Genomic DNA, 18,681 nt, shown 5'->3' with positions numbered 1-18,681 from the left:
CGCAATGACGAAGGGGGCTTACGACTTCACCGCACCCGCCGTCAGTCCGCCCACCATGTAGCGGCGGAAGGCGTAGTACACCGCGGCCGGCGGTAGTGCATAGATGAAGCCGGTGGTCATCAGCAGCTCCCAAGGCGAATCGTCGGCGGCGAGGAAATTGCCGAGCGCGACGGGCAGGGTGATCTCGCGGTCGTTGGAGAGCAGCAGGAACGCGTAGAGATATTCGTTCCAGGCCAGCAGCACCGCATAGGTGCCGATCGCGACCAGCGAGGGCATCATCAGCGGCAAATAGACCAGGCGGAAGATCTGCAGCGTCGTCGCGCCGTCCATCACCGCGGCCTCGTCGAGCTCGACCGGCAGCTTGTCGGAGGCCTGCTTGAGCACCCAGATCGCGTAAGGCGAGGCGATCGTCACCATCGCCAGGATCAGCGACCAGTGATTGTTGAGCAGGCCGTAATTGCCCATGGTCCGGTACATCGGCACGGCGAGGAACGCGGCCGGAATGAAATAGGTGAAGAGCGCGAGGTTCAGCACCACCCGGCCGCCCGGCACCTTCAGCCGCGAGATCGAAAACGCCGCCGCAGTCGCGATGAACAGCGTCAGCACGCCGACGGATGCCGCGATCACCACCGAATTCCAGAACTGGGCGTAGAAGTCGCGCAGGAAATAGTGCTGCTGCTTGAACACGATCTCGAAGTTGTGCAGCGTCGGATGGTCCGGCCACAGCTTGCCCGAGAACGCGTCCTCCTTCGGAGAGATCGCGAACAGGAACATGTGGTAGATCGGGATCATCGTCCACAGGAAGACGGGAATGCCGATCAGCAGCAGCCGCGCTTCCGTCGCGACGTCACGGAGAGAAGGAAGCTTCATCGCGACAACCGTTTCATCATGAAGTAAACGAGCGGCAGCACGAACGGCATCGCGCAGACGATGGATGCCATCGCGAGCGAGAGCTGGTCGAGCCGGAGATAGCGAATACCGAGCGTCGCCAGCACGTGCGTGAGGTCGGCAGGTCCGCCGCCGGTGAGCAGGTAGACGCTGTTGAAATCGCCCAGCGTCCAGATCATCGAAAGCAGCGTGCAAGTGACGTAGAGCGTCTGCATCGAGGGCCAGGTGATGTAGCGGAATTTCTGCCACCAGCTGGCGCCGTCGACCTCCGCGGCTTCGAACAGATCGTGCGAGATCGCAAGGCGCCCGGTGATCAGGATCAGCGTCCAGAACGGCAGCGACTTCCAGATGTGCACGGCGATTGCCATGCAGAGCGCGACGGTCGGATCGTTCAGCCAGTTCGGGCCGTCATCGCCGGTCAATGAGAAGATGAAATGGTTGACCATGCCCCATTCGGGATTGAGCATGAAGCGCACCGACAGGATGGTCGGGATCGACGGCACCGCCCAGGGCAGGATGAAGATCACCGAGAGCCATCTGATCCAGGTGCGCTGCTGGGCGAAGAAGCCGGACAGGAACAGCGCAATCATCATCTTGATGTTGATGCCGACGACCAGGAAGATCAGCGTGTTGATTGCAGCGCGCGCGAAGATCGGGTCGTGATACAGCGCCACATAGTTCGCCGGATCGCGAGCCAGCCAGAGCCCGTAGCAGACGGGATAGACGACGAAGGCAAGGAAGACGAGCAGATAGGGTGTTAGCAGGAGGATGCCCCAGACCTGCGCCGGGGTCAGCCGCGACGACAGGGGCGGGCCGGGTATTGCCTGATCGCCAGAGAGCGTGATCGCCATTCTTTCGGACTCTTCAAAGAGAAGCCGGCCGCGAGACGCGGCCGGTGTGTTGTTGCACTCTCCGCCTCAACGCGGAGAGAAGGGGCGGACGACTTAGCCCGCGACCTGCTTGATGCGGGCGATCAGCTCGTCGACGGCCTTGTCGACCGGAATCTTCTCGCTGACGACGCGGTTCATCGCCTTCGCCCACACGTTCTCGTTGTTCAGAATGGTGAACTTCCAGTTCCTGGTAAAGTCGAACTGAGAGGTGCCACCCTTGAACTGCGTGTAGACGGCCTTGCGGTGCTTGTCAGCCTGCCAGAACGGGCTTTCCTGGCTTTCCTTCGTCACCGGGAACCAGCGGCCGAGCGCGCCCTCGATGTAGGGGCGGATGTTCTCTTCCTGCAGCAGGAAGCTGAGGAACTGCTTGCCCTCGGCCTTGTTCTTGGCCGCGGTGAAGATCAGACCCGTCTTGACGTCGGAGCGATACTTGATGGTCGAACCATCGGGAGCCTTGGGGAAGGACGCCGTGACGATGTCCTGCTCATAAGCCTTCTTGCCGGCCTCGCGCTGTTCCGGCGTGAGGTTCTGATTCTGTGACTCCTCGTACCACTTCGCCGCGATTGAGATCGTGAAGTTGTGAGTCATCACGATCGTCTTGTTGTGGAAGGCGACGTTGTTGTCCGGGTCCTTCCAGGTGGTCGCGGAGGGCGGAGCGCAGCCCTTGATGTAGGTGTCGGTGTAGTCCTTCAGCGCCTTGATCAGGCCGTCGCGGACCTTGGGGTCGTCGACCAGCAGCTTGCCGTCGTCGTCGACCAGCTTGACGTGGTAGGCGTCCATGAAGGTGTAGAACGATTGGAAGGAGTCGGTGGATTCCACGCCCATTGGCTGGCCGACGGCATAGATCCGCTGGCCTGTGGCCTTACGGATCGCCGGCTGCACCTTGTCGCACCAGAAGCTCCAGTAGCCGGTCCAGTCGTTCGGGATGTCACTCTGCTTGAAGCCGGCTTTCTCCAGCATGTCGTTCCAGATCTGGACGTGCATGCTCTGCTGCTTCAGCGGGAAGCCGTAATAGGCCTTCTTCTTGGCGACGTCGTTGTACAGGATCGAGGCGTCCAGCGTGTTCTGCACGAACCGGCCCTTGATCGGGTCCATGACGTCGGTGAGGTCCTCGAGCTTGCCCTCATAGGCCCACTTGCCCTGCACTTGCACGTCGTAGCTGTCGGAATAGGCGACGTCGGGCACGGTGCCGGCATCGAGCGCTGCGACGGTCTTCGGAATCATGTCCTGGATCGCGTACTGCGACAATTCGACCTTGATGCCGGTCTTGGCTTCAAACTTCTTGATCGTCTCGGCGAGCGCTTCGTCCTCGGACTTGTAAAAGCCTTTGACCCACCAGACCGTGATCGTCTTCTGTTGCGCAAATGCGGGTGCAGTGGCGGCAAACAGCCCAACCGCAGCGACCGCCAGTGATATTGCGCCAATAACCTTGGATTTCACGTTTTTCTCCCTCAAACGGCCGGTGTTTTTAACCGGTCGTATAAAACACTAGCGCATGGCGGTAATCCGATCTAGCGGCATGTTGTCAGACCTAGGTCGTGAGAACAGAGGCTGGTGGAGGTGCTTAACGCGTGCATCGATCCAATCGCCGCATCAATTCGCCCCGATCAATTCGCGACGGTCGAACAGCGGCAGAGAATCGCGCGATCCTCAGTTGGACTTCGCATTCTCCTTGGCATTGTCCGCCGTCGGCGATCCGTCCTGCGCGGGGCGCTTGCCGCCCCCGGTGATGCGCTGCTTCAGGAGATCGAGGAAGGGGGACGCCGCGGGCGACTGCCGGATCAGGCTTTCGGGGTCGGGGAAGATCAGCGGATCGTCCCAGGGGCCCTGCACCATGAAGGGCAATTGAAAGCCGGACGTCGTATTGAGGCTCGCCACGCCCTTCATGTCGTATTCGCGCGTCGGCACCGAGGCGGTGCCGGTCAGCGTGATCTTCGCCGCCGGCCCTTCGATTCGGATGTCCTCGGCGGTGGCGATCCCGTCGGAGAATTTCACCGCGATGGTGAGATTGTTATACGGCGTCGAACCGTTGCGGAAATTGCCGCCGCCCGACAGCGGCCGCCGTTCCAGGCGCTTCAGGAGCTGCTCGGCATTGAAGCCCGAGATCGCGCCGTCATGCCCGGTGATGGTGGCGCTGCCGTCGAGTGACTGCACGAGGCCGAACGGGCTCGAGCCGGAGGCGAACAGCGAGACGTTGATGTTGCCGCGGCCGGATAGCTTGTTGAGGCCGAACAGCTCCGTTGCGCAAGCCTGCAAATCCACATCCGTGAACTGGAATTGCGCCTTGATGTCGGCGACGGTGTCGGAGCGCGCGATGCCGAACGAGCCCTTCGCGATCCCGCCATAGACCTGCGCCTCGCCGACCGAGAGCGCCAGCGTGCCGTTGCGCAAATTGGCGCCGATCGCGGTGCGGCCGAGCTTGGTCGGCCCGACCGTCAGCCTTGCCGCCGACAGGCGCATGTCGAGGTCGGTGGTCGACAATCCCTGGAGATCGAACAGCTGCCTGTTCCAGTCGCGCGCCCCGCTCGCCAGCAGGCGGAAGGTGGAGATATAGGGCGTGAAGTCGAGCGCGTCGGCGGCAAGCGTCGCCTGCAGCGTCTGCCGGCCGTTGTTGGCGTAGGTCATGACGCCCTCGGCGGCGTTGCCGTCGAGCTCGACATTGACATTGGTGAGCGCGATCGAGGCGCCGACGACGTTGGCGCGCGCCTTCAGCGCGAAGCGGCCGAAGCCGCCGCTGGCGGGCTGCGGCTGCCCGGTCCAGCGCAACGCGTTGCGCAAGGAGGGGCTGTCGATCGTCAGCGTACCCTCCATCATCGGGCTGGTGCGGTTGGCGACGCTGCCGTCGAAGGCGAGCTTGAGCGGCGCGCTGGCGATCCGCGCCTTCAGACCCGATCGCTCGCCGGAGAGAGCGGCGACGAAATCGGAAAAGCTGATCGAGCCGTCGACGCGCTCGCCGCGCCAGTCGAACTGTCCCGTCGCGGCGAAGGAGCGCGAGATCGAGGGCCAAGCCAGCGACAGGTCGATGTCGCCGAGCTGCTCGGTGGCGCGGGTGGCTGCGTCCTCGTAGTCGAGCACGCCATCCTGGATCCGGATTTCGGAGAACGAGACCTGATTCTCCGCCCCGGGCTTCATGGTGCGCGCGATGGTCTGGATGAAGGGCGTCCAGTTGCTCTCACCGTCCGGCTTCAGGCTGACATGGATGCGCGGCCGCAGCAGCGTCAGGTCGGCGATCTCGAACCGCCGCAGCAGGAGCGGCAGCAGCCGCAGATTGGCGGTGAGCACGTCGACGTGGAGCGCGGAATCGCTGGTGCCGCCGCCCTTGAGGCCGACGTCGTGGAAGGAAATGTAGCTCGCCGGCAGCACCGAGATGTCGATGCTGCCCGCGACGTTGAGCTCGAGCCCGGTGACGTCGCGGATCTGCGCTTCGACCGCCTTGCGCAGCGCGTCGCGGTTGATGAGCCAGGAGGTCGCGATCAGGGCGATGAGCGCCACGCCGAGCAGCGCCGCGATCGGCGTCCCGAGGCGCTTCATTCCTTGGGCCATGGTCAATGGCGTGTCCTGATCGGGTTGGTCGTTGGAGCCGGAAGGGCGGTCGGGAAACCTGCGTGGCCGCGCCCAAGCCCTATTATGTTAAGTCCCGCAACTTGATGGGTTTTCTTGTCGCTTTCAAGGCCGTGGACGGTTCTGCCCACGGCGTGGGCAGCTTCTATCACCCGGACGCGGTGCGGAGAACCCCGTATCATTGACGGCTTTGGAGGATTTCGCCTAATAATCGCCGCCAATACGGCGCGTCGCCTCCAAACCGAAGGTTCAGTCGAAGGTAATTTGTATGAACAAGGTCTATCCCGACGCCAAGTCGGCTCTCGACGGCATCTTAAAAGACAACATGATGATCATGTCGGGAGGTTTCGGCCTCTGTGGCATCGCCGAGGAGCTGTCGGATGCGATCCGCGAGTCCGGCGTCAAGGGCCTGACGGTGGTCTCCAACAATGCCGGCGTCGACGGCATCGGGCTGAGCCGCCTGCTGGAAACGCGCCAGATCAAGAAGATGATCTCGTCCTATGTCGGCGAGAACAAGCTGTTCGCCCAGCAATTCCTCGCCGGCGAGCTGGAACTCGAATTCAATCCGCAAGGCACGCTCGCCGAGCGCATCCGCGCCGGCGGCGCCGGCATTCCGGCCTTCTACACCAAGACCGGCGTCGGCACGCTGATCGCCGAAGGCAAGGAAGTGAAGGAGTTCGACGGCGAGAAATATCTGATGGAACGCGGCCTGTTCGCCGACCTCGCCATCGTGCATGCCTGGAAGGGCGACACCGCCGGCAATCTCATCTACCGCAAGACCGCGCGCAACTTTAACCCGATGATGGCGACCGCCGCCAAGATCACGGTGGCCGAGGTCGAGCATCTGGTTCCGGCCGGTGAACTAAATCCCGACCACATCCACACGCCCGGCATCTTCGTGAAGCGCATCGTCGAGGTCGGCACGGCCAAGAAGCGCATCGAATTCCGCAACACCCGCCCGCGCACCGCCGCCTAGGCGTATCAGGAGACTCACATGGCCTGGACCCGTGAACAGATGGCCGCGCGCGCCGCGAAGGAATTGCGCGACGGCTATTACGTCAATCTCGGCATCGGCATCCCGACGCTGGTCTCGAACTACATTCCGGATGGCGTCGACGTCAGCCTGCAGAGCGAAAACGGCATGCTCGGCATGGGACCGTTCCCCTATGAGGACGAGGTGGATGCCGATCTCATCAACGCCGGCAAGCAGACGGTGAGCGAGCTGCCGTCGACCTCGTATTTCTCGAGCGCGGATTCCTTCGGCATGATCCGCGGCGGCCACATGGACCTGTCGATCCTCGGCGCCATGCAGGTGGCCCAGAACGGCGATCTCGCCAACTGGATGATCCCCGGCAAGATGGTCAAGGGCATGGGCGGGGCGATGGACCTCGTCGCCGGAGTCAAGCGCGTCGTCGTGGTGATGGAGCATTCGGCCAAGGACGGCCCGAAGCTGCTGAAGAAGTGCAATTTGCCGCTGACCGGCGAGCGCGTGGTCGACATGGTCGTCACGGATCTCGCCGTCTTCACCATCGACAAGCACGGCAATGGCGGCATGGCGCTGATCGAGCTCGCCGACGGCGTTTCGCTCGACGAGGTCAAGGCCAAGACCGAAGCCGAATTCCGCGTGGCGTTGAAGAACACGTAAGCGATCGCCCGATCAAGTCGGTGATGGCGGTTGAGTTTGTAGAGCGCAGCTCTCTCAACAGCGTCATTGCGAGCGCAGCGAAGCAATCCAGACTCCCTCCGCGGAAAGGTTCTGGATTGCTTCGCTGCGCTCGCAATGACGGCGTGTGCTGCAGCGGCGCCTTGCTCCAATTCGTCCCTCGGCGGGCGGTAGGTCTTGCCGCTCTTGCGCGACAGCCAGCTCGCACGGCCTCCCCCGACGGGCATGCCCTCAAGCGGGGCCGCTCGGCACCTCGGAGAACCGGGTCAACCAGACCACCGGACCGATGCTGGCGGCGATGATCAGGAGGGCCGCGAGCGCGCCGTCCTCGAAATTGCCGCGGCTTGCGAACTGGTAGACCGATGTCGCTAGCGTTTCGACGTTGAGAGGCCGCAGGAGCAGCGTTGCCGGGAGCTCCTTCAGGCAGTCGACGAACATGATGATGACGGCGCCAAGCATCGCGGGCCGGAGCAACGGCAGATAGATCTGGCTCAACATGATCGCCTGGCCCGCGCCGACCGAGCGCGCGCTCTCGTCATAGTCGCGCGGAATGCTGTCGAACCCGGCCTTGATCATGCCGACCGGCACGGCCAGAAAACGAATCGTGTAGGCGATGACGACGGCCGTCCCCGAGCCGACCAGGATCAGCCCGGGTAGCGAACGTCCCGTCCAGGCAGCGACCGCACTCAGCGCGTTGTCGACCGCCAGTACGGGGGTCAGCAGACCAAGGGCAATCACGAGACCCGGCAGCGCGTAGCCGGTCTGCGCGATGCTCATCGCCAGATATCGCAGAGGGTCCGGCCGAAAGCGGTGCGCGATCGTCGTGGCGAGCGCAAGCATCAGCGCGATGAGCGTCGCGAGCGCTGCATAGGCAAACGAATGGAAGGTGTGGCGCCACAGGAGCGGGTCGAAGTTTGCAAGCAGTCCGCGACCGAGAGCCTGATGCGCCAGATAGAACAGCGGCACGACGAAGCCGATCAGCACCGGCAGCACGCAGACCGCGAACGCGATCCATGCTCTTGCGCCCGAAAGCGGGGTTCGCTGCCTCACATGCGGGCTTTCGGCCGAGAATTCGGCGTTGGCGTTGCGACGGCCGTAACGCTCCATCGCGATCAGGCCGGCGACGATCGCAAGCATCAGGCATGCGAGTTGCGCCGCACCGGCAAGGCTGCCGCGGTTGAGCCAGGTGGTGAAGATCGAGACCGTCAGCGTGCGGATGCCGAGATACTCGCTGGCGCCGATGTCGTTGAGCGTTTCCAGCGCGACCAGCGCCACGCCGACCGCGAGCGCCGGCCGCGCCATCGGCAGTGAAACGCGCCAGAAAACAGTCCATCGGCCGGCCCCCAGCGTCGTAGCCGCCTCGGCGAATTCGGCAGACTGAACCTGAAACGTCGCGCGCGCCGACAGATAGACGTAAGGATAGAGCACGAGCCCGATCACGAAGATGGCGCCGGGCAGCGAGCGCAGGTTGGGCAGATGGCCGAGGGCATCGTGCAGCGGCAGCCAGATCGCCAGGGTGCGATGCATCAGGCCGAGCGGTTCGAACAGGTCGGCATAGACGTAAGCCGCAAGATAGGTGGGAATCGCCAGCGGCAGCGGCATCAGCCACAGCAGAATGCCTCGGCCGGGAAAATCGTGGCGCGATATCACCCATGCAGTGCCGGCGCCGATCAGAAGTGTGAGCGCGCCGACCCCGACGAGCAGGAGGGCTGTGTCCAGGAGGGCGGCCGGCAGCACGTAGTTGATCAGGTCGTGCCACACATCGGGCGCCGGCTGCAAAGCCAGCGAAACGATCGAGATCACGGGCGCCGCGACCAGGATCGCGGTTGCGATCGCGATTGCGGTCGCGGCGCGCCCGGCGTGGGCGCGGCCTCTCAAACGAGGCCGTGCGCCCGTATCTTCTGCCAGCTTGAGTGACGAGGGCCGCCAGAGATCAGTTGTCAAAGCCGACCTTGTCCACCAGCGAGGCCGCAGCCTTGCGGTTGGCAGCGATCTTTGCGATCGGCAACGGATCTGGGCCGAGCTTGCCGTAGCCCGCGATGGTAGAGTTGATGGGGACGCCGCTCCGAACCGGATATTCGTAGTTCTGGTCGGCATACATCTGCTGCGCCTGCTCGCTAACGAGCCACTCGATCAGCTTGATGCCGTTGGCCTTGTTGGGTGCGTGCTTGGCGAGCAGCACGCCGGAAAGGTTGACGTGGGTGCCGCCGCCCTCGAAGGTCGGCAGGATGACGCGGGTCGCCTCCGCCCACGGCTTCTTCTCGGGATCATTGTTCATCATCAGCGCCCAGTAATAGGTGTTGCCGATGCCAATATCGCACTTGCCGGCGGCAACGTCACGCGCGGCTTCGCGATCGCCGCCCGACGGCTTCTGCGCGAGATTGGCCTTCACGCCGCGTAGCCACTCCTCGGCCTTGGCCTCGCCGTACTTGGCCGTATAGGCCGCGAACAGGGCGTTGTTGTAGATGTGCTGGCCCGAGCGAATGCAGATCTTGCCCTTCCACTTGGGATCGGCGAGCTCCTCATAGGTAATCTTGTCCTGCTTGACGCGATCCTTCGAGGCGTAGATCACGCGCGCGCGCATGGAGATGCCGGCCCAGTGTCCGTCCGGATCGCGATACTGCGCAGGCACGACCTTATCGACCACCTCCGACTTGATCGGCTGGGTGACGCCCGCCTGCACGGCCTCGTCGATGCGGCCGATGTCCACCGTCAGCAGCACGTCGGCCGGACCGTTGGCGCCTTCCGCCTTCATGCGCTGCTCCAGACCTGAGCTTGCGGAGACGACATTGACCTTGATGCCCGTATCCTTGCTGAAGGCGTCGAACAGCGGTTGGATCAGCTTGGTCTCGCGATAGGTATAGACGTTCACCTCGCCATTGGCGGCTGCTTTCGACGCGAAGGATAAGGTCAGGCTCAACACCGCCGCGGAGGCGGCGAGGACGCGAAGATTGATCATAAGGGCTGCTCCAAGGGGCGATTGACGCCAGATTGAGTAGCGCAGGCGATGCGACAACGTCAGCGACCCGATGTCGCGAGGAGCACGACTTAGAGCGATTCCAAGATCTATTATTTTAGATCGATTCTAATCAACGAGACGTTGACGGGAAAACGTATGTGCGCCGCTATGATAATGATCTTGCCGCCCACACCTTGCTCCAGCGCGCCGACACGCTCGCCACCCACGACGTCTCCTCGCGCACCAGGCGGAAGCCGAGATTGGCGGGCGGCACGCCCTGGGCGCAGCCGCCGGCGCGGGCGTCGCGGATGAAATCGGTGACATAGGCGCGGTGCGCGCCCTCGGCGACGCGCACGCCGCAGTTCACGGTCGGGCGGCCGGCATTGCCTGAAGCGTCGACGCGCGAGCGCACGAAGCAGGTCGACGTCCACTCCCAGACATTGCCGGCAAGATCTTCGATGCCGTGTTCGTTCGGGCCGAACTTGCCGAACGGATAGGTCTTGGTGTCGGAGAGGTCGCGTTCGGATTCGCGCTCATAGCGGCTGATCCAGCGCTTTGAAGGATCGTTCGCATCGACCGCGACACCGTCGTCCTTGAATCTGGAGCCGGCGGCAAAGGCCCATTCCTCATCGCTCGGCAGCCGGTAATGGTGGCCCGTCTTGCGCGACAGCCAGCCCGCATAGGCCTCGGCGTCGTGCCAGTTCACCTGCACCGCAGGGCGATCGGGGGCGACCGCCACGTCGCGATCGAGGGCGCGGCAGGCGCCGTCCTGCACGCAAAGCTGATAGTCGGATGACGAGACCTGGTTTCGCATGATGTGCAGCGGCCGGTCGACGCGCATCGCGCGCAGCGGCGCTTCCGCCTGCTGCCCGCCGCGTGTGAAATCGCCGGCCTCGCGATAGGACAGGCTGCCCGGCGCGACCCTGGCGATCGCAGGCTCCGTCGCCGTGCCGCGGACCGCCATGGTTGAAACCAGGGGTGCCATCGCGATCGGCCCTGCGAGCCCGGCGGCGCAGGCGAGTGCCAGTTTGAGCTTGAATGCGATCAGCATGGTCATTCCTCGAAGAAAGAAGGGGCCGGTGATAACCGGCCCCCTTTTCGCGTTTAGTTGGTCTTGGGAGCCGGTATTTCGGCAGGTGCCTTCACCTGGGTCATCAGATCGTCGTTCCACTTGCCTTCGACCTTGAAGTGCGCGGTCGCGCCGAGATTGGCCGCCTCGATCAAATTGTGCGTGACATAGGCGTAGATGCCGGGCTGCTGGAATTTGTACAGCGCAGCTCCCGCCGACCCGCCACGGATGAACCAGGTCTCGAGCCCGACTTCAGGTGCATTGCCGAACTTGCCGGTTTCCCAGACATAGTCGCCATGGCCGCCGATCAGATGCGGACGGCTGTCGCGATTGGCCTGCGAATGCAGGATCAGCACGTTCTCCCCGACCTTGGCGGTGAGCGCGTTCTTGCCGGTGAGCGCGCCGACCTTGCCGTTGAAGACGACATGGGTGGGGATCAGCTTGTTCATCACCTCCTCGGTCTCGGTAAAGGCTTCGCCGGGCGATTCGTAGGACTTGAAATTGCCCTTCGCGTCGCGCGGCACGTACATGTCCTGCTCGCCGATATAGTAGACCTTGTCGTACTTCAGAGCGTGGCCCTTGCCGTCGTTCAGTCCGTCGCGCGGCAGCACCATCACGGCGCCGTTCATGCCGGAGACGACGTGCCAGGGGATCATCGGACCACCCGGTGCGCAGTGATAGACGAACACGCCGGTCTTGGTCGCCTTCCAGCGCAGCACGACCTGCTCGCCGGGATTGATCAGCGTCAGTTCGCCGCCGCCGAGCGCGCCGGTCGCGGAATGGAAGTCGATGTTGTGCGGCATGGTGTTGGTCGCGGGATTGACCAGCGTCAGCTCGACATAGTCACCCTCGTGCACGACCATGAGCGGTCCCGGCATCGAGCCGTTGAACGTCATTGCCTGGAAGGTGGTGCCCTTGTCGTCGATGACGACCTTCTTTTCCTCGACCGTCATCGTAAACTCGACGATCTTGGGGCCCTGGGTCGTGGCCTGCTCGTGCGCGTGCACGAAGGGCGGAGCGACCAGCTCGACCTTCTGACGCGGCAGCTTGAGATCGCTGGCGGCGAAAGCCGGGGTCGCCAGCATCAAAGCGGTCGCGGCGGCGCTGATCAATGCGGCTCTGCGGGTGAACATCGGAAGCATCCTTCATCTGAAAAGTTTTTGATGACGGAATGCAGTGTGCTCCGATCTCGGCGATGGTGTTTGCGCTGCAACAAGGTTTTGCCGGATTCAGCTACGCAACAGCGCCTAGGTGTCTCAACGGAGCAGGATCGGCGCGCCACATTAACCGCATCCGATGACGTGATGCGGATGTCGCGGCGGAGCGACCAGCGGCCGCACGGCGGTACCGACACTTCTGACGCGCCACGGATCGTTGCCGACGCGCTCGGCGGCTGCGGCCTTGGAGAAGACGCGACTAGAACGGATGCTTGGCAAGCCAGACCGCTGCCCAGATCGCCAGCGACAGCACGGCGAGGACAGCGATGACGGCGGCCAGGGCGCGCGCGGCGCCGGCCGGTGCGACCGGGGTCGGGCGGAAGTCGTCGAAACGCGGGATATGGCCGCGGACGTCGAGCAGGGAAAGGATCAGTTCGAGTGCGAGAAGCCTCATGGCAACGCTCCGGATGGCCGCACGAATGTTTCTGATCATGGCCGGGAACCGGCTGCCGGGCTTTGCGCGAGCGCAAAGTCCCTTCGGCGCATCCGGGTTAATTGAACTCATTCCGTGATTTGCCGTGATGTCTGCACACGGCCGAAATTTACGAATGGGTAAGATATGAGAGCTGATCTGGCGGCAAGCTACGGCGAAGAGCGATTGCCACGCTACACGAGCTATCCGACCGCGCCCCATTTCTCGACGGCGGTCGGCCCGGACACCTACGCCCGTTGGCTGGCGGAACTGCCCGCGGGCGCCAGCGCGTCCCTCTATCTCCACGTGCCGTTCTGCCGCGAGATGTGCTGGTATTGCGGCTGTCATACCCAGATCGCCCGCCGTGACGAGCTCATCGCCGGCTATCAGCGGACGCTGCGCAGCGAGATCGCGCAGATCGCCGAAACCATCGGCCGCCGCATCAAGGTGGAGCACATCCATTTCGGCGGCGGTACGCCGACGATCATGGCTCCGGAGGCTTTCGCCGAGTTGATGGCGACGATGCGCCAGAAGTTCTTCGTGCTCCCCTCGGCCGAGATCGCGGTCGAGATCGATCCCCGCACCTTGACCGCCGACATGGTCGAGGCGATGCGGCTCTCCGGCGTCAACCGCGCGAGCCTTGGCGTGCAGAGCTTCGATCCCGTGGTGCAGCGGGCGATCAATCGCGTGCAGAGCTTCGAGCAGACGGCGTCCGTGGTCGACATGCTCAGGCGCGCCGGCGTCGCGGGAATCAATTTCGACCTGATCTACGGGTTGCCGCACCAGACCGTCGCATCGTGCCTGGATACGGTTCGGCGCAGCCTCACCCTCGCGCCCGACCGCCTCTCCGTGTTCGGCTACGCCCATGTGCCGCAGTTCAAGAAGCACCAGCGCATGATCAACGAAGCCGTGCTGCCAGACGGCCTCGCGCGGCATGACCAGGCTTGCGCGATCGCCAATGCGCTGAAGGAGGCCGGTTACGTGCAGATCGGGCTCGATCATTTCGCCCGGCCCGGCGATGCCATGGCGGTGGCGTTCGAGGAGGGGACGCTGCGACGCAATTTTCAGGGCTACACCACCGACAAGGGTGAAGTCCTGCTCGGCTTCGGCGCCAGCGCGATCGGGCATCTGCCGCAGGGTTACGTCCAGAACGAGGTGCAGATCGGCGCCTATGCGCAGAGCATCGCCGCCGGCCGTCCCGCCACCGCGAAGGGGTATCGGCTCACCGACGACGACCGGCTACGCGCCGACATCATCGAACGCATCATGTGCGAGTTCAGCGCCGATCTCGGCGACATCTGCGCCCGCCATGGCGCCGAGGCCACGGCGATGTTGCGCTCGGCGGCGCGTTTGAGGCCGCTGATCTCCGATGGCGTCGTGAGGCTGGAGGGCAATCGCCTCGCAGTCGCAAAAGACTCGCGCTTCCTGGTCCGCAGCGTCGCTGCCGCGTTCGACGCGCATCTCAACCCGGCAAAGCAGCTGCACAGCCGGGCGGTGTAATTCGTCATTCCGGGGCGCGCGCAGCGCGAGCCCGGAATCCATTTCTGTACGTCATCCGACGCCCGATGGATTCCGGGTTCGCGCCAAACGGCGCGCCCCGGAATGACGAGCTGAGGGAACCGGCAACTACTTGCGCTCCAACAAAGAAAGCACCACCCCCGCCGTTATCGTCATCTCCGAACGGAGTTGTCCATGTCCTTTGGATCCGACGATCTGGTCGATGACATCATGCGTACGGCGCCGCACACCATCCGCGTGTTTCTGGCCTTCAGAATGGCCTGTGTCGGTTGCCCGATCGCAACCTTCCACACGGTGGATGATGCCTGCCGCGAGCATGGCATCGACCGCGAAAAATTCCTCGCCGCGCTGGTCGATCGCGTGCCGGCGTGAAACGGTCTGGAATTCGCGCGGGCGCGCGTGGATTCTTGGGTGAGGGGCGGCTTTCGCCGTAAGCGGAAGCCCCCACCCCTATCTTGGACGGAGGCGCCTTGGTGCAGCCGTCACGCCGCCCCGCTGTCTGCGCTCCGCTCCGCCAACACGACGATCCCGTGCGGATCGCGCAGGATGATGCGCTGACGGCCGCTTTCGACGAGGCCTTGGCTCTCCCAGCCGCTGAGGATACGGCTGACGGTGTGCAGCGTGGTGCCGGTCATCTGCGCGATGTCCTGGCGGCTGATCGGGAAGTCAATCTCGATGCCGTGGTCGAGCTTCTTGCCGGACTGCTTGGCGAGGCGCAGCAGCGCATGCGCGACGCGCTGCTCGACCTGCTGGGTCGACATTTCCAGGATGCGGGTGTGGCTCTCCTGGAGGCGCGTGCCGACGGTCTGGAGCGTGTTGGCGGCAAGCGAGGGAAATCGCTCGACCAGCCGCGGCCAGGCCGAGGTCGGCCAGATCAGCACCACGCTGTCGTCGGCTGCGGTCGCGGTCGCCGGGTATCGCGCGGCGCCGATCGCCATGGCAAGCCCGAACGTTTCGCCGGGCGCGACGTAGCGCACCACGATCTGCTCGCCGGTCGGCGTGGTCTTGGCCGCGCGGACGTGGCCGTGCAGCAGCAGGAAAAAGGACTGCGCGTCCGCGCCCTGCTCGAAGATGGCACTGTTCTTGGGATATCGCGCCGAACGGGCCTCACGCAGGATCTCGTCCAGAGCTTCTGGCGTGAGCCCGGCAAACAGCGGCAAATGCGCAACCAGCGATGTGTCGACCTTGGCCATTCTGCCTCCTTGGCGCCGGGAGTGTGATGGCACCTGCAATCGTTCGATAGTTTGCGATAGCGCAAAACGCGACGATCGGTTGGCAGTATTTTTCCAGGCAACGGACTGAAATTCATTGGAGTTGACCCTATGGCTGGCGCCCGATCCCGCAACTATCAGGGCTGGCCGCTGTTTGCGCACAGTTTTCGGCCTTTCTTCCTGCTCGCCGCGATCCAGGCCGGATTGTCGATCCTGGCCTGGCTGCCGATGTTCTATGGCGAATTGTCGGTGAGTTCCGCATTCGCGCCGCGCGACTGGCACGTCCACGAAATGCTCTACGGCTTCCTGCCGGCGGTGATCACCGGCTTCCTGTTCACGGCCATTCCGAACTGGACCGGCCGGCTGCCGATCCAGGGCATCTCGCTCGGGGCGCTGGTGACGGTCTGGCTTGCCGGGCGGGTCGCGGTGACGCTGTCGGCCGATACCGGCTGGGCGTTCGCGTTGGCCGTCGACGCCGCCTTCCTGGCGCTGGTCGTCGCCGCCGCGGCGCGGGAGATCATCGCAGGCGGCAACTGGCGTAACCTGCCGGTGGTGGGACTGGTGTCCGTTCTGCTCGCCGGCAACGTCGCTTTCCATCTCGAGGCGCATTACCAGGGCGCGGCCGATGTCAGCATCCGCGTCGGCACCGGTGTGGTCGTGCTGCTGATCGCGCTGATCGGCGGCCGCATCATTCCGAGCTTCACCCGCAACTGGCTGGTCAAGTTCAATCCCGGCCGTCTGCCGGTCCCGTTCGGGCGCTTCGACGGCGCAGTGATCGGATGCAGCGCGCTCGCGCTCATCTCCTGGATCGCGGCGCCGCTGAATGCCGTCACCGGCGTGCTGATGGCGCTGGTCGGCGGGCTGCACCTGGTGCGGCTTGCGCGCTGGGCCGGCGATCGCACTTTTCGCGAGCGACTGCTGGTGATCCTGCATATTGGCTACGTCTTCGTGCCGCTCGGCTTCATCTTGCACGCGCTGGCGGTTGTCGGCGCGCTGCCGCCGAGCGCCGGCATCCACACCTGGATGACGGGTGCGGCGGGGACCATGACGTTGGCGGTGATGACCCGCGCGAGCCTTGGCCATACCGGACAGGCGTTGACGGCTTCGCCGGCGATCCAGGGAATCTATGCCGCGATCATCATCGCGGCACTGGCCCGGGTCGCGGCCGTGATGTTTCCCGCGCACAGCTATGTGTTGTTGCACATCGCCGCCTGCGGCTGGCTCGTCGCGTTCCTCGGATTTGCCGTCGCGTTCGGCCCGCTGCTCGCCGGCAGCCGGCGGCGCGCCCTCGCCATCATGGGCGTGCCGGCTCCGGCGCGCTGAACTCAAGCAGCGCTCGCCGAGGGCGCATCGGCCGGCGGTGCCGTTGGCCTCAGGCCCTTGCGCCAGTCGGTGATGGTGCAGCCGAAGCGGCCGCGGAACCAGCGTGCCATGGCACTCTGCGCGGAGAAGCCAAGCTGCACCGCGATGTCGCCCAGCGGCCGCCCAGGGTCGTCGATCAGCTGAGTGACGAGATCGGCGCGTTGCGCATCCAGGATTGCCGAGAAGCTGGTGCCTGATGCGGCGAGGTGGCGGTGGATGGTGCGGCGGGTGCAGGCAAGATGCTCGGCGACGCGCTCGACGGTGCAGTCGCCGGTCGCGAGCAGGGTCCGCACGACCTCGTCGACCTTTCCTTCCCAACTTGCCGGGCGGGTCTCGATTGCCTCGATCCGCTTGCGCAGATAAGTCGCAATCAGGGGATGCGCGCCCGCGATCCGGCGCTCCATGTCGTGCGCCGACAGCAGGATCGCATCGTCCTCGGCGTTGAACGTCACGCGGCAGCCGAAGAAGTCGCGATAGCGCTTGCGGTCCTTCGGCGGCGGATAATGCAGATGCACTTCCTGCGGCCGCCAGTCATGGCCGAACAGCGATTGGATGATGCGGTGGACGCTGCCGAGCGCCATGTCGATCGACTGGCGCGGCGCGCTCGGCTGCCGGCCGCGCAGATGCAGCGTGACGGTCACGGTCTGCCTGCCGCGCGTCACATCCAGCCGCATGCCGTCATGATGGATATGGATGAAGCGCGAGAACGCTTCGATCGCTTCGCCCACGGTCGCCTGCTCGCGCACGATCAGGCCGACAGCGCCGAAATTGGTCAGGCCACCGCGCTCGGCGAGACGCAAGCCGAAATCTTCGGCGCCGGACGCCGCTGCCGACAATTCGAGCAGACGGCGTAGCCCGGCGACGGCAATGGGAGTGTCGGGCTGGTCGAGACAGGCCAGCGGCAGCCCGGCCTTGCGCATCATCTGTCTGGGATCGAGCCCCACCGACCGGGCAACTTCCGGGTAATAGCTCAAGCCTGCGCTGCGAACGAGGTCGGTCATGCGAACCGTTCCTGCCAGCCATTCCCGCAGATGTCCCGAAATGTAAAGTTTCTGTCTCGGTCCGTCAAATCGAGGAACCGGGCGGAACATACATAAGGGAAACCGAGGCACTGGCGTGAATGCCGTGCTCATGACGGCGCGGCGTGGCGATGGGGCCTGCTTTCCGTCTCGGACCATTTGACCAAGACATTGCTGGATCGGGATTATGCCGGGAAACACGCTTTCCAAGGGTGAGGTATTCGTCATCGAGACTGACGCGGCCTCCCGCGAACAACTTTCAGCCGCGCTCCAACAGAGCGCCTATGACGTGATCTGCTTCGCTGACGGTGCGTCTCTGTTGTCCGAGGCAAAGGCGCGGATGCCGGCCTGCGTGCTGATGGAGCTGCCTCCCGATCGCTCCGGCCTCGACATGCTCAGGCGGCTGCGCCAGGAAAACTGCATGGCGCCGGTGCTGGTGACCTCGGCGAACGGTAGCATCGCCATGGCGGTCGACGCCATCAAGAGCGGCGCAGCGGACTTCATCGAAAAGCCGTTCCGCACCCATGACATCGTCGGCCGGATCGATGCCGCCATCGATGAATTCGCGCAGCCCCGCACGAGCCGACAGGGCTGGCTGCCCGGCTGCGAGCCGCTGACAGCGCGCGAAGCCGACGTGCTCGAGCACCTCGCCGCCGGCCTGACCAACAAGGAGATCGCCCGCCGCATGCATCTGAGTGCGCGGACGGTCGAAGGTTACCGCGCCGGCATCCTGAAGAAGGCCGGGGCCAAGAACGTGACCGATCTGCTCCGACGCATCTTCGGCCAGGGCTCGCCGACCCAGGCTTAAGACCCGCGGGATTGCCATACGTTCCGCAGCCTTGGTGCCGCCGCAGCGGTGCCCAACGGAAACCCCAATCGAACCGGTTCCTTCCCTGCCGCGTCCAATCATCT

The 18,681-nt window shown here is 64.3% G+C and carries 17 protein-coding genes; 6 read left to right on the top strand and 11 right to left on the bottom strand.

All coding sequences use genetic code 11. The features are described from left to right. Nucleotides 1-18: 18 nt before the first annotated feature. The 4 genes from AC066S_RS26140 to AC066S_RS26125 all read right to left on the bottom strand — a co-directional run bounded on the left by AC066S_RS26140 (nucleotide 19) and on the right by AC066S_RS26125 (nucleotide 5,321). The gene (locus AC066S_RS26140; protein WP_126258815.1) at nucleotides 19-870 is read right to left on the bottom strand and encodes a carbohydrate ABC transporter permease; all 852 of its coding nucleotides are present in this window, start codon (nucleotides 868-870) and stop codon (nucleotides 19-21) included. Beyond that, nucleotides 867-1,739 carry a carbohydrate ABC transporter permease gene (locus AC066S_RS26135; RefSeq protein ID WP_035998764.1) on the bottom strand — a complete coding sequence of 291 codons (873 nt, stop codon included), beginning with the start codon at nucleotides 1,737-1,739 and terminating at the stop codon, nucleotides 867-869. Before AC066S_RS26135 ends, AC066S_RS26140 begins: the two co-directional genes overlap by 4 nt. 93 nt (nucleotides 1,740-1,832) lie before the next feature. Beyond that, the gene (locus tag AC066S_RS26130) at nucleotides 1,833-3,218 is read right to left on the bottom strand and encodes an ABC transporter substrate-binding protein (protein ID WP_126258816.1); all 1,386 of its coding nucleotides are present in this window, start codon (nucleotides 3,216-3,218) and stop codon (nucleotides 1,833-1,835) included. Between the two features lie 210 nt (nucleotides 3,219-3,428). Then, nucleotides 3,429-5,321, bottom strand: coding sequence for an AsmA family protein (locus AC066S_RS26125; RefSeq protein WP_126259017.1), 1,893 nt, complete (start codon nucleotides 5,319-5,321; stop codon nucleotides 3,429-3,431). Nucleotides 5,322-5,607: 286 nt separating this feature from the next. Between AC066S_RS26125 and AC066S_RS26120 the strand changes: the two genes are divergently transcribed. Both AC066S_RS26120 and AC066S_RS26115 read left to right on the top strand, forming a co-directional pair. Then, nucleotides 5,608-6,315 carry a CoA transferase subunit A gene (locus AC066S_RS26120; protein ID WP_011089830.1) on the top strand — a complete coding sequence of 236 codons (708 nt, stop codon included), beginning with the start codon at nucleotides 5,608-5,610 and terminating at the stop codon, nucleotides 6,313-6,315. A gap of 18 nt (nucleotides 6,316-6,333) precedes the next feature. Then, nucleotides 6,334-6,984 (top strand): 3-oxoacid CoA-transferase subunit B, encoded by a 651-nt coding sequence (locus tag AC066S_RS26115; protein ID WP_128917807.1) that lies wholly within the window; start codon nucleotides 6,334-6,336, stop codon nucleotides 6,982-6,984. Between the two features lie 249 nt (nucleotides 6,985-7,233). Here the strand turns inward: AC066S_RS26115 and AC066S_RS26110 are convergent, their stop codons facing one another. From AC066S_RS26110 to AC066S_RS26090, 5 genes are all read right to left on the bottom strand, one after another. Beyond that, nucleotides 7,234-8,880: an ABC transporter permease gene (locus AC066S_RS26110; protein ID WP_478270975.1), complete on the bottom strand. Its 1,647-nt coding sequence runs from the start codon at nucleotides 8,878-8,880 to the stop codon at nucleotides 7,234-7,236. Nucleotides 8,881-8,935: 55 nt separating this feature from the next. Beyond that, nucleotides 8,936-9,961 carry a Fe(3+) ABC transporter substrate-binding protein gene (locus tag AC066S_RS26105; protein WP_135170778.1) on the bottom strand — a complete coding sequence of 342 codons (1,026 nt, stop codon included), beginning with the start codon at nucleotides 9,959-9,961 and terminating at the stop codon, nucleotides 8,936-8,938. Between the two features lie 166 nt (nucleotides 9,962-10,127). Beyond that, nucleotides 10,128-11,012: a formylglycine-generating enzyme family protein gene (locus tag AC066S_RS26100; protein ID WP_478270974.1), complete on the bottom strand. Its 885-nt coding sequence runs from the start codon at nucleotides 11,010-11,012 to the stop codon at nucleotides 10,128-10,130. 53 nt (nucleotides 11,013-11,065) lie between these two features. Further along, nucleotides 11,066-12,163: a copper-containing nitrite reductase gene (nirK, locus tag AC066S_RS26095; protein ID WP_164718749.1), complete on the bottom strand. Its 1,098-nt coding sequence runs from the start codon at nucleotides 12,161-12,163 to the stop codon at nucleotides 11,066-11,068. 283 nt (nucleotides 12,164-12,446) lie between these two features. Beyond that, nucleotides 12,447-12,641 (bottom strand): hypothetical protein, encoded by a 195-nt coding sequence (locus AC066S_RS26090; protein ID WP_478270973.1) that lies wholly within the window; start codon nucleotides 12,639-12,641, stop codon nucleotides 12,447-12,449. Between the two features lie 165 nt (nucleotides 12,642-12,806). Here AC066S_RS26090 and hemN point away from each other — a divergent pair, with 165 nt between their 5' ends. Continuing rightward, on the top strand, nucleotides 12,807-14,159 hold the full coding sequence (hemN, locus tag AC066S_RS26085; RefSeq protein WP_135170782.1) for an oxygen-independent coproporphyrinogen III oxidase: 1,353 nt from the start codon (nucleotides 12,807-12,809) through the stop codon (nucleotides 14,157-14,159). 192 nt (nucleotides 14,160-14,351) lie between these two features. Further along, a complete protein-coding gene (locus AC066S_RS26080; protein ID WP_126258824.1) occupies nucleotides 14,352-14,549 on the top strand; it encodes a DUF1858 domain-containing protein in 198 nt (65 codons plus the stop codon). Between the two features lie 110 nt (nucleotides 14,550-14,659). Here the strand turns inward: AC066S_RS26080 and AC066S_RS26075 are convergent, their stop codons facing one another. Further along, a complete protein-coding gene (locus tag AC066S_RS26075; RefSeq protein WP_478270972.1) occupies nucleotides 14,660-15,370 on the bottom strand; it encodes a Crp/Fnr family transcriptional regulator in 711 nt (236 codons plus the stop codon). Between the two features lie 129 nt (nucleotides 15,371-15,499). On the opposite strand from AC066S_RS26075, the gene AC066S_RS26070 reads away from it, so the two are divergent. Continuing rightward, nucleotides 15,500-16,711, top strand: coding sequence for an NnrS family protein (locus AC066S_RS26070; RefSeq protein ID WP_478270971.1), 1,212 nt, complete (start codon nucleotides 15,500-15,502; stop codon nucleotides 16,709-16,711). 2 nt (nucleotides 16,712-16,713) lie between these two features. Here the strand turns inward: AC066S_RS26070 and AC066S_RS26065 are convergent, their stop codons facing one another. Then, nucleotides 16,714-17,751 (bottom strand): AraC family transcriptional regulator, encoded by a 1,038-nt coding sequence (locus AC066S_RS26065; RefSeq protein ID WP_478270970.1) that lies wholly within the window; start codon nucleotides 17,749-17,751, stop codon nucleotides 16,714-16,716. A 205-nt stretch (nucleotides 17,752-17,956) separates the two neighbouring features. Between AC066S_RS26065 and AC066S_RS26060 the strand changes: the two genes are divergently transcribed. Next, nucleotides 17,957-18,577 carry a response regulator transcription factor gene (locus AC066S_RS26060; protein ID WP_478270969.1) on the top strand — a complete coding sequence of 207 codons (621 nt, stop codon included), beginning with the start codon at nucleotides 17,957-17,959 and terminating at the stop codon, nucleotides 18,575-18,577. The last annotated feature ends 104 nt before the right edge of the window (nucleotides 18,578-18,681 follow it).

The sequence above is a fragment of the Bradyrhizobium sp. CFUWI genome (genome assembly GCF_056429085.1).
Note: the sequence above shows the minus strand (reverse complement) of the source record. Positions and strands in the feature narration are given on the sequence as shown.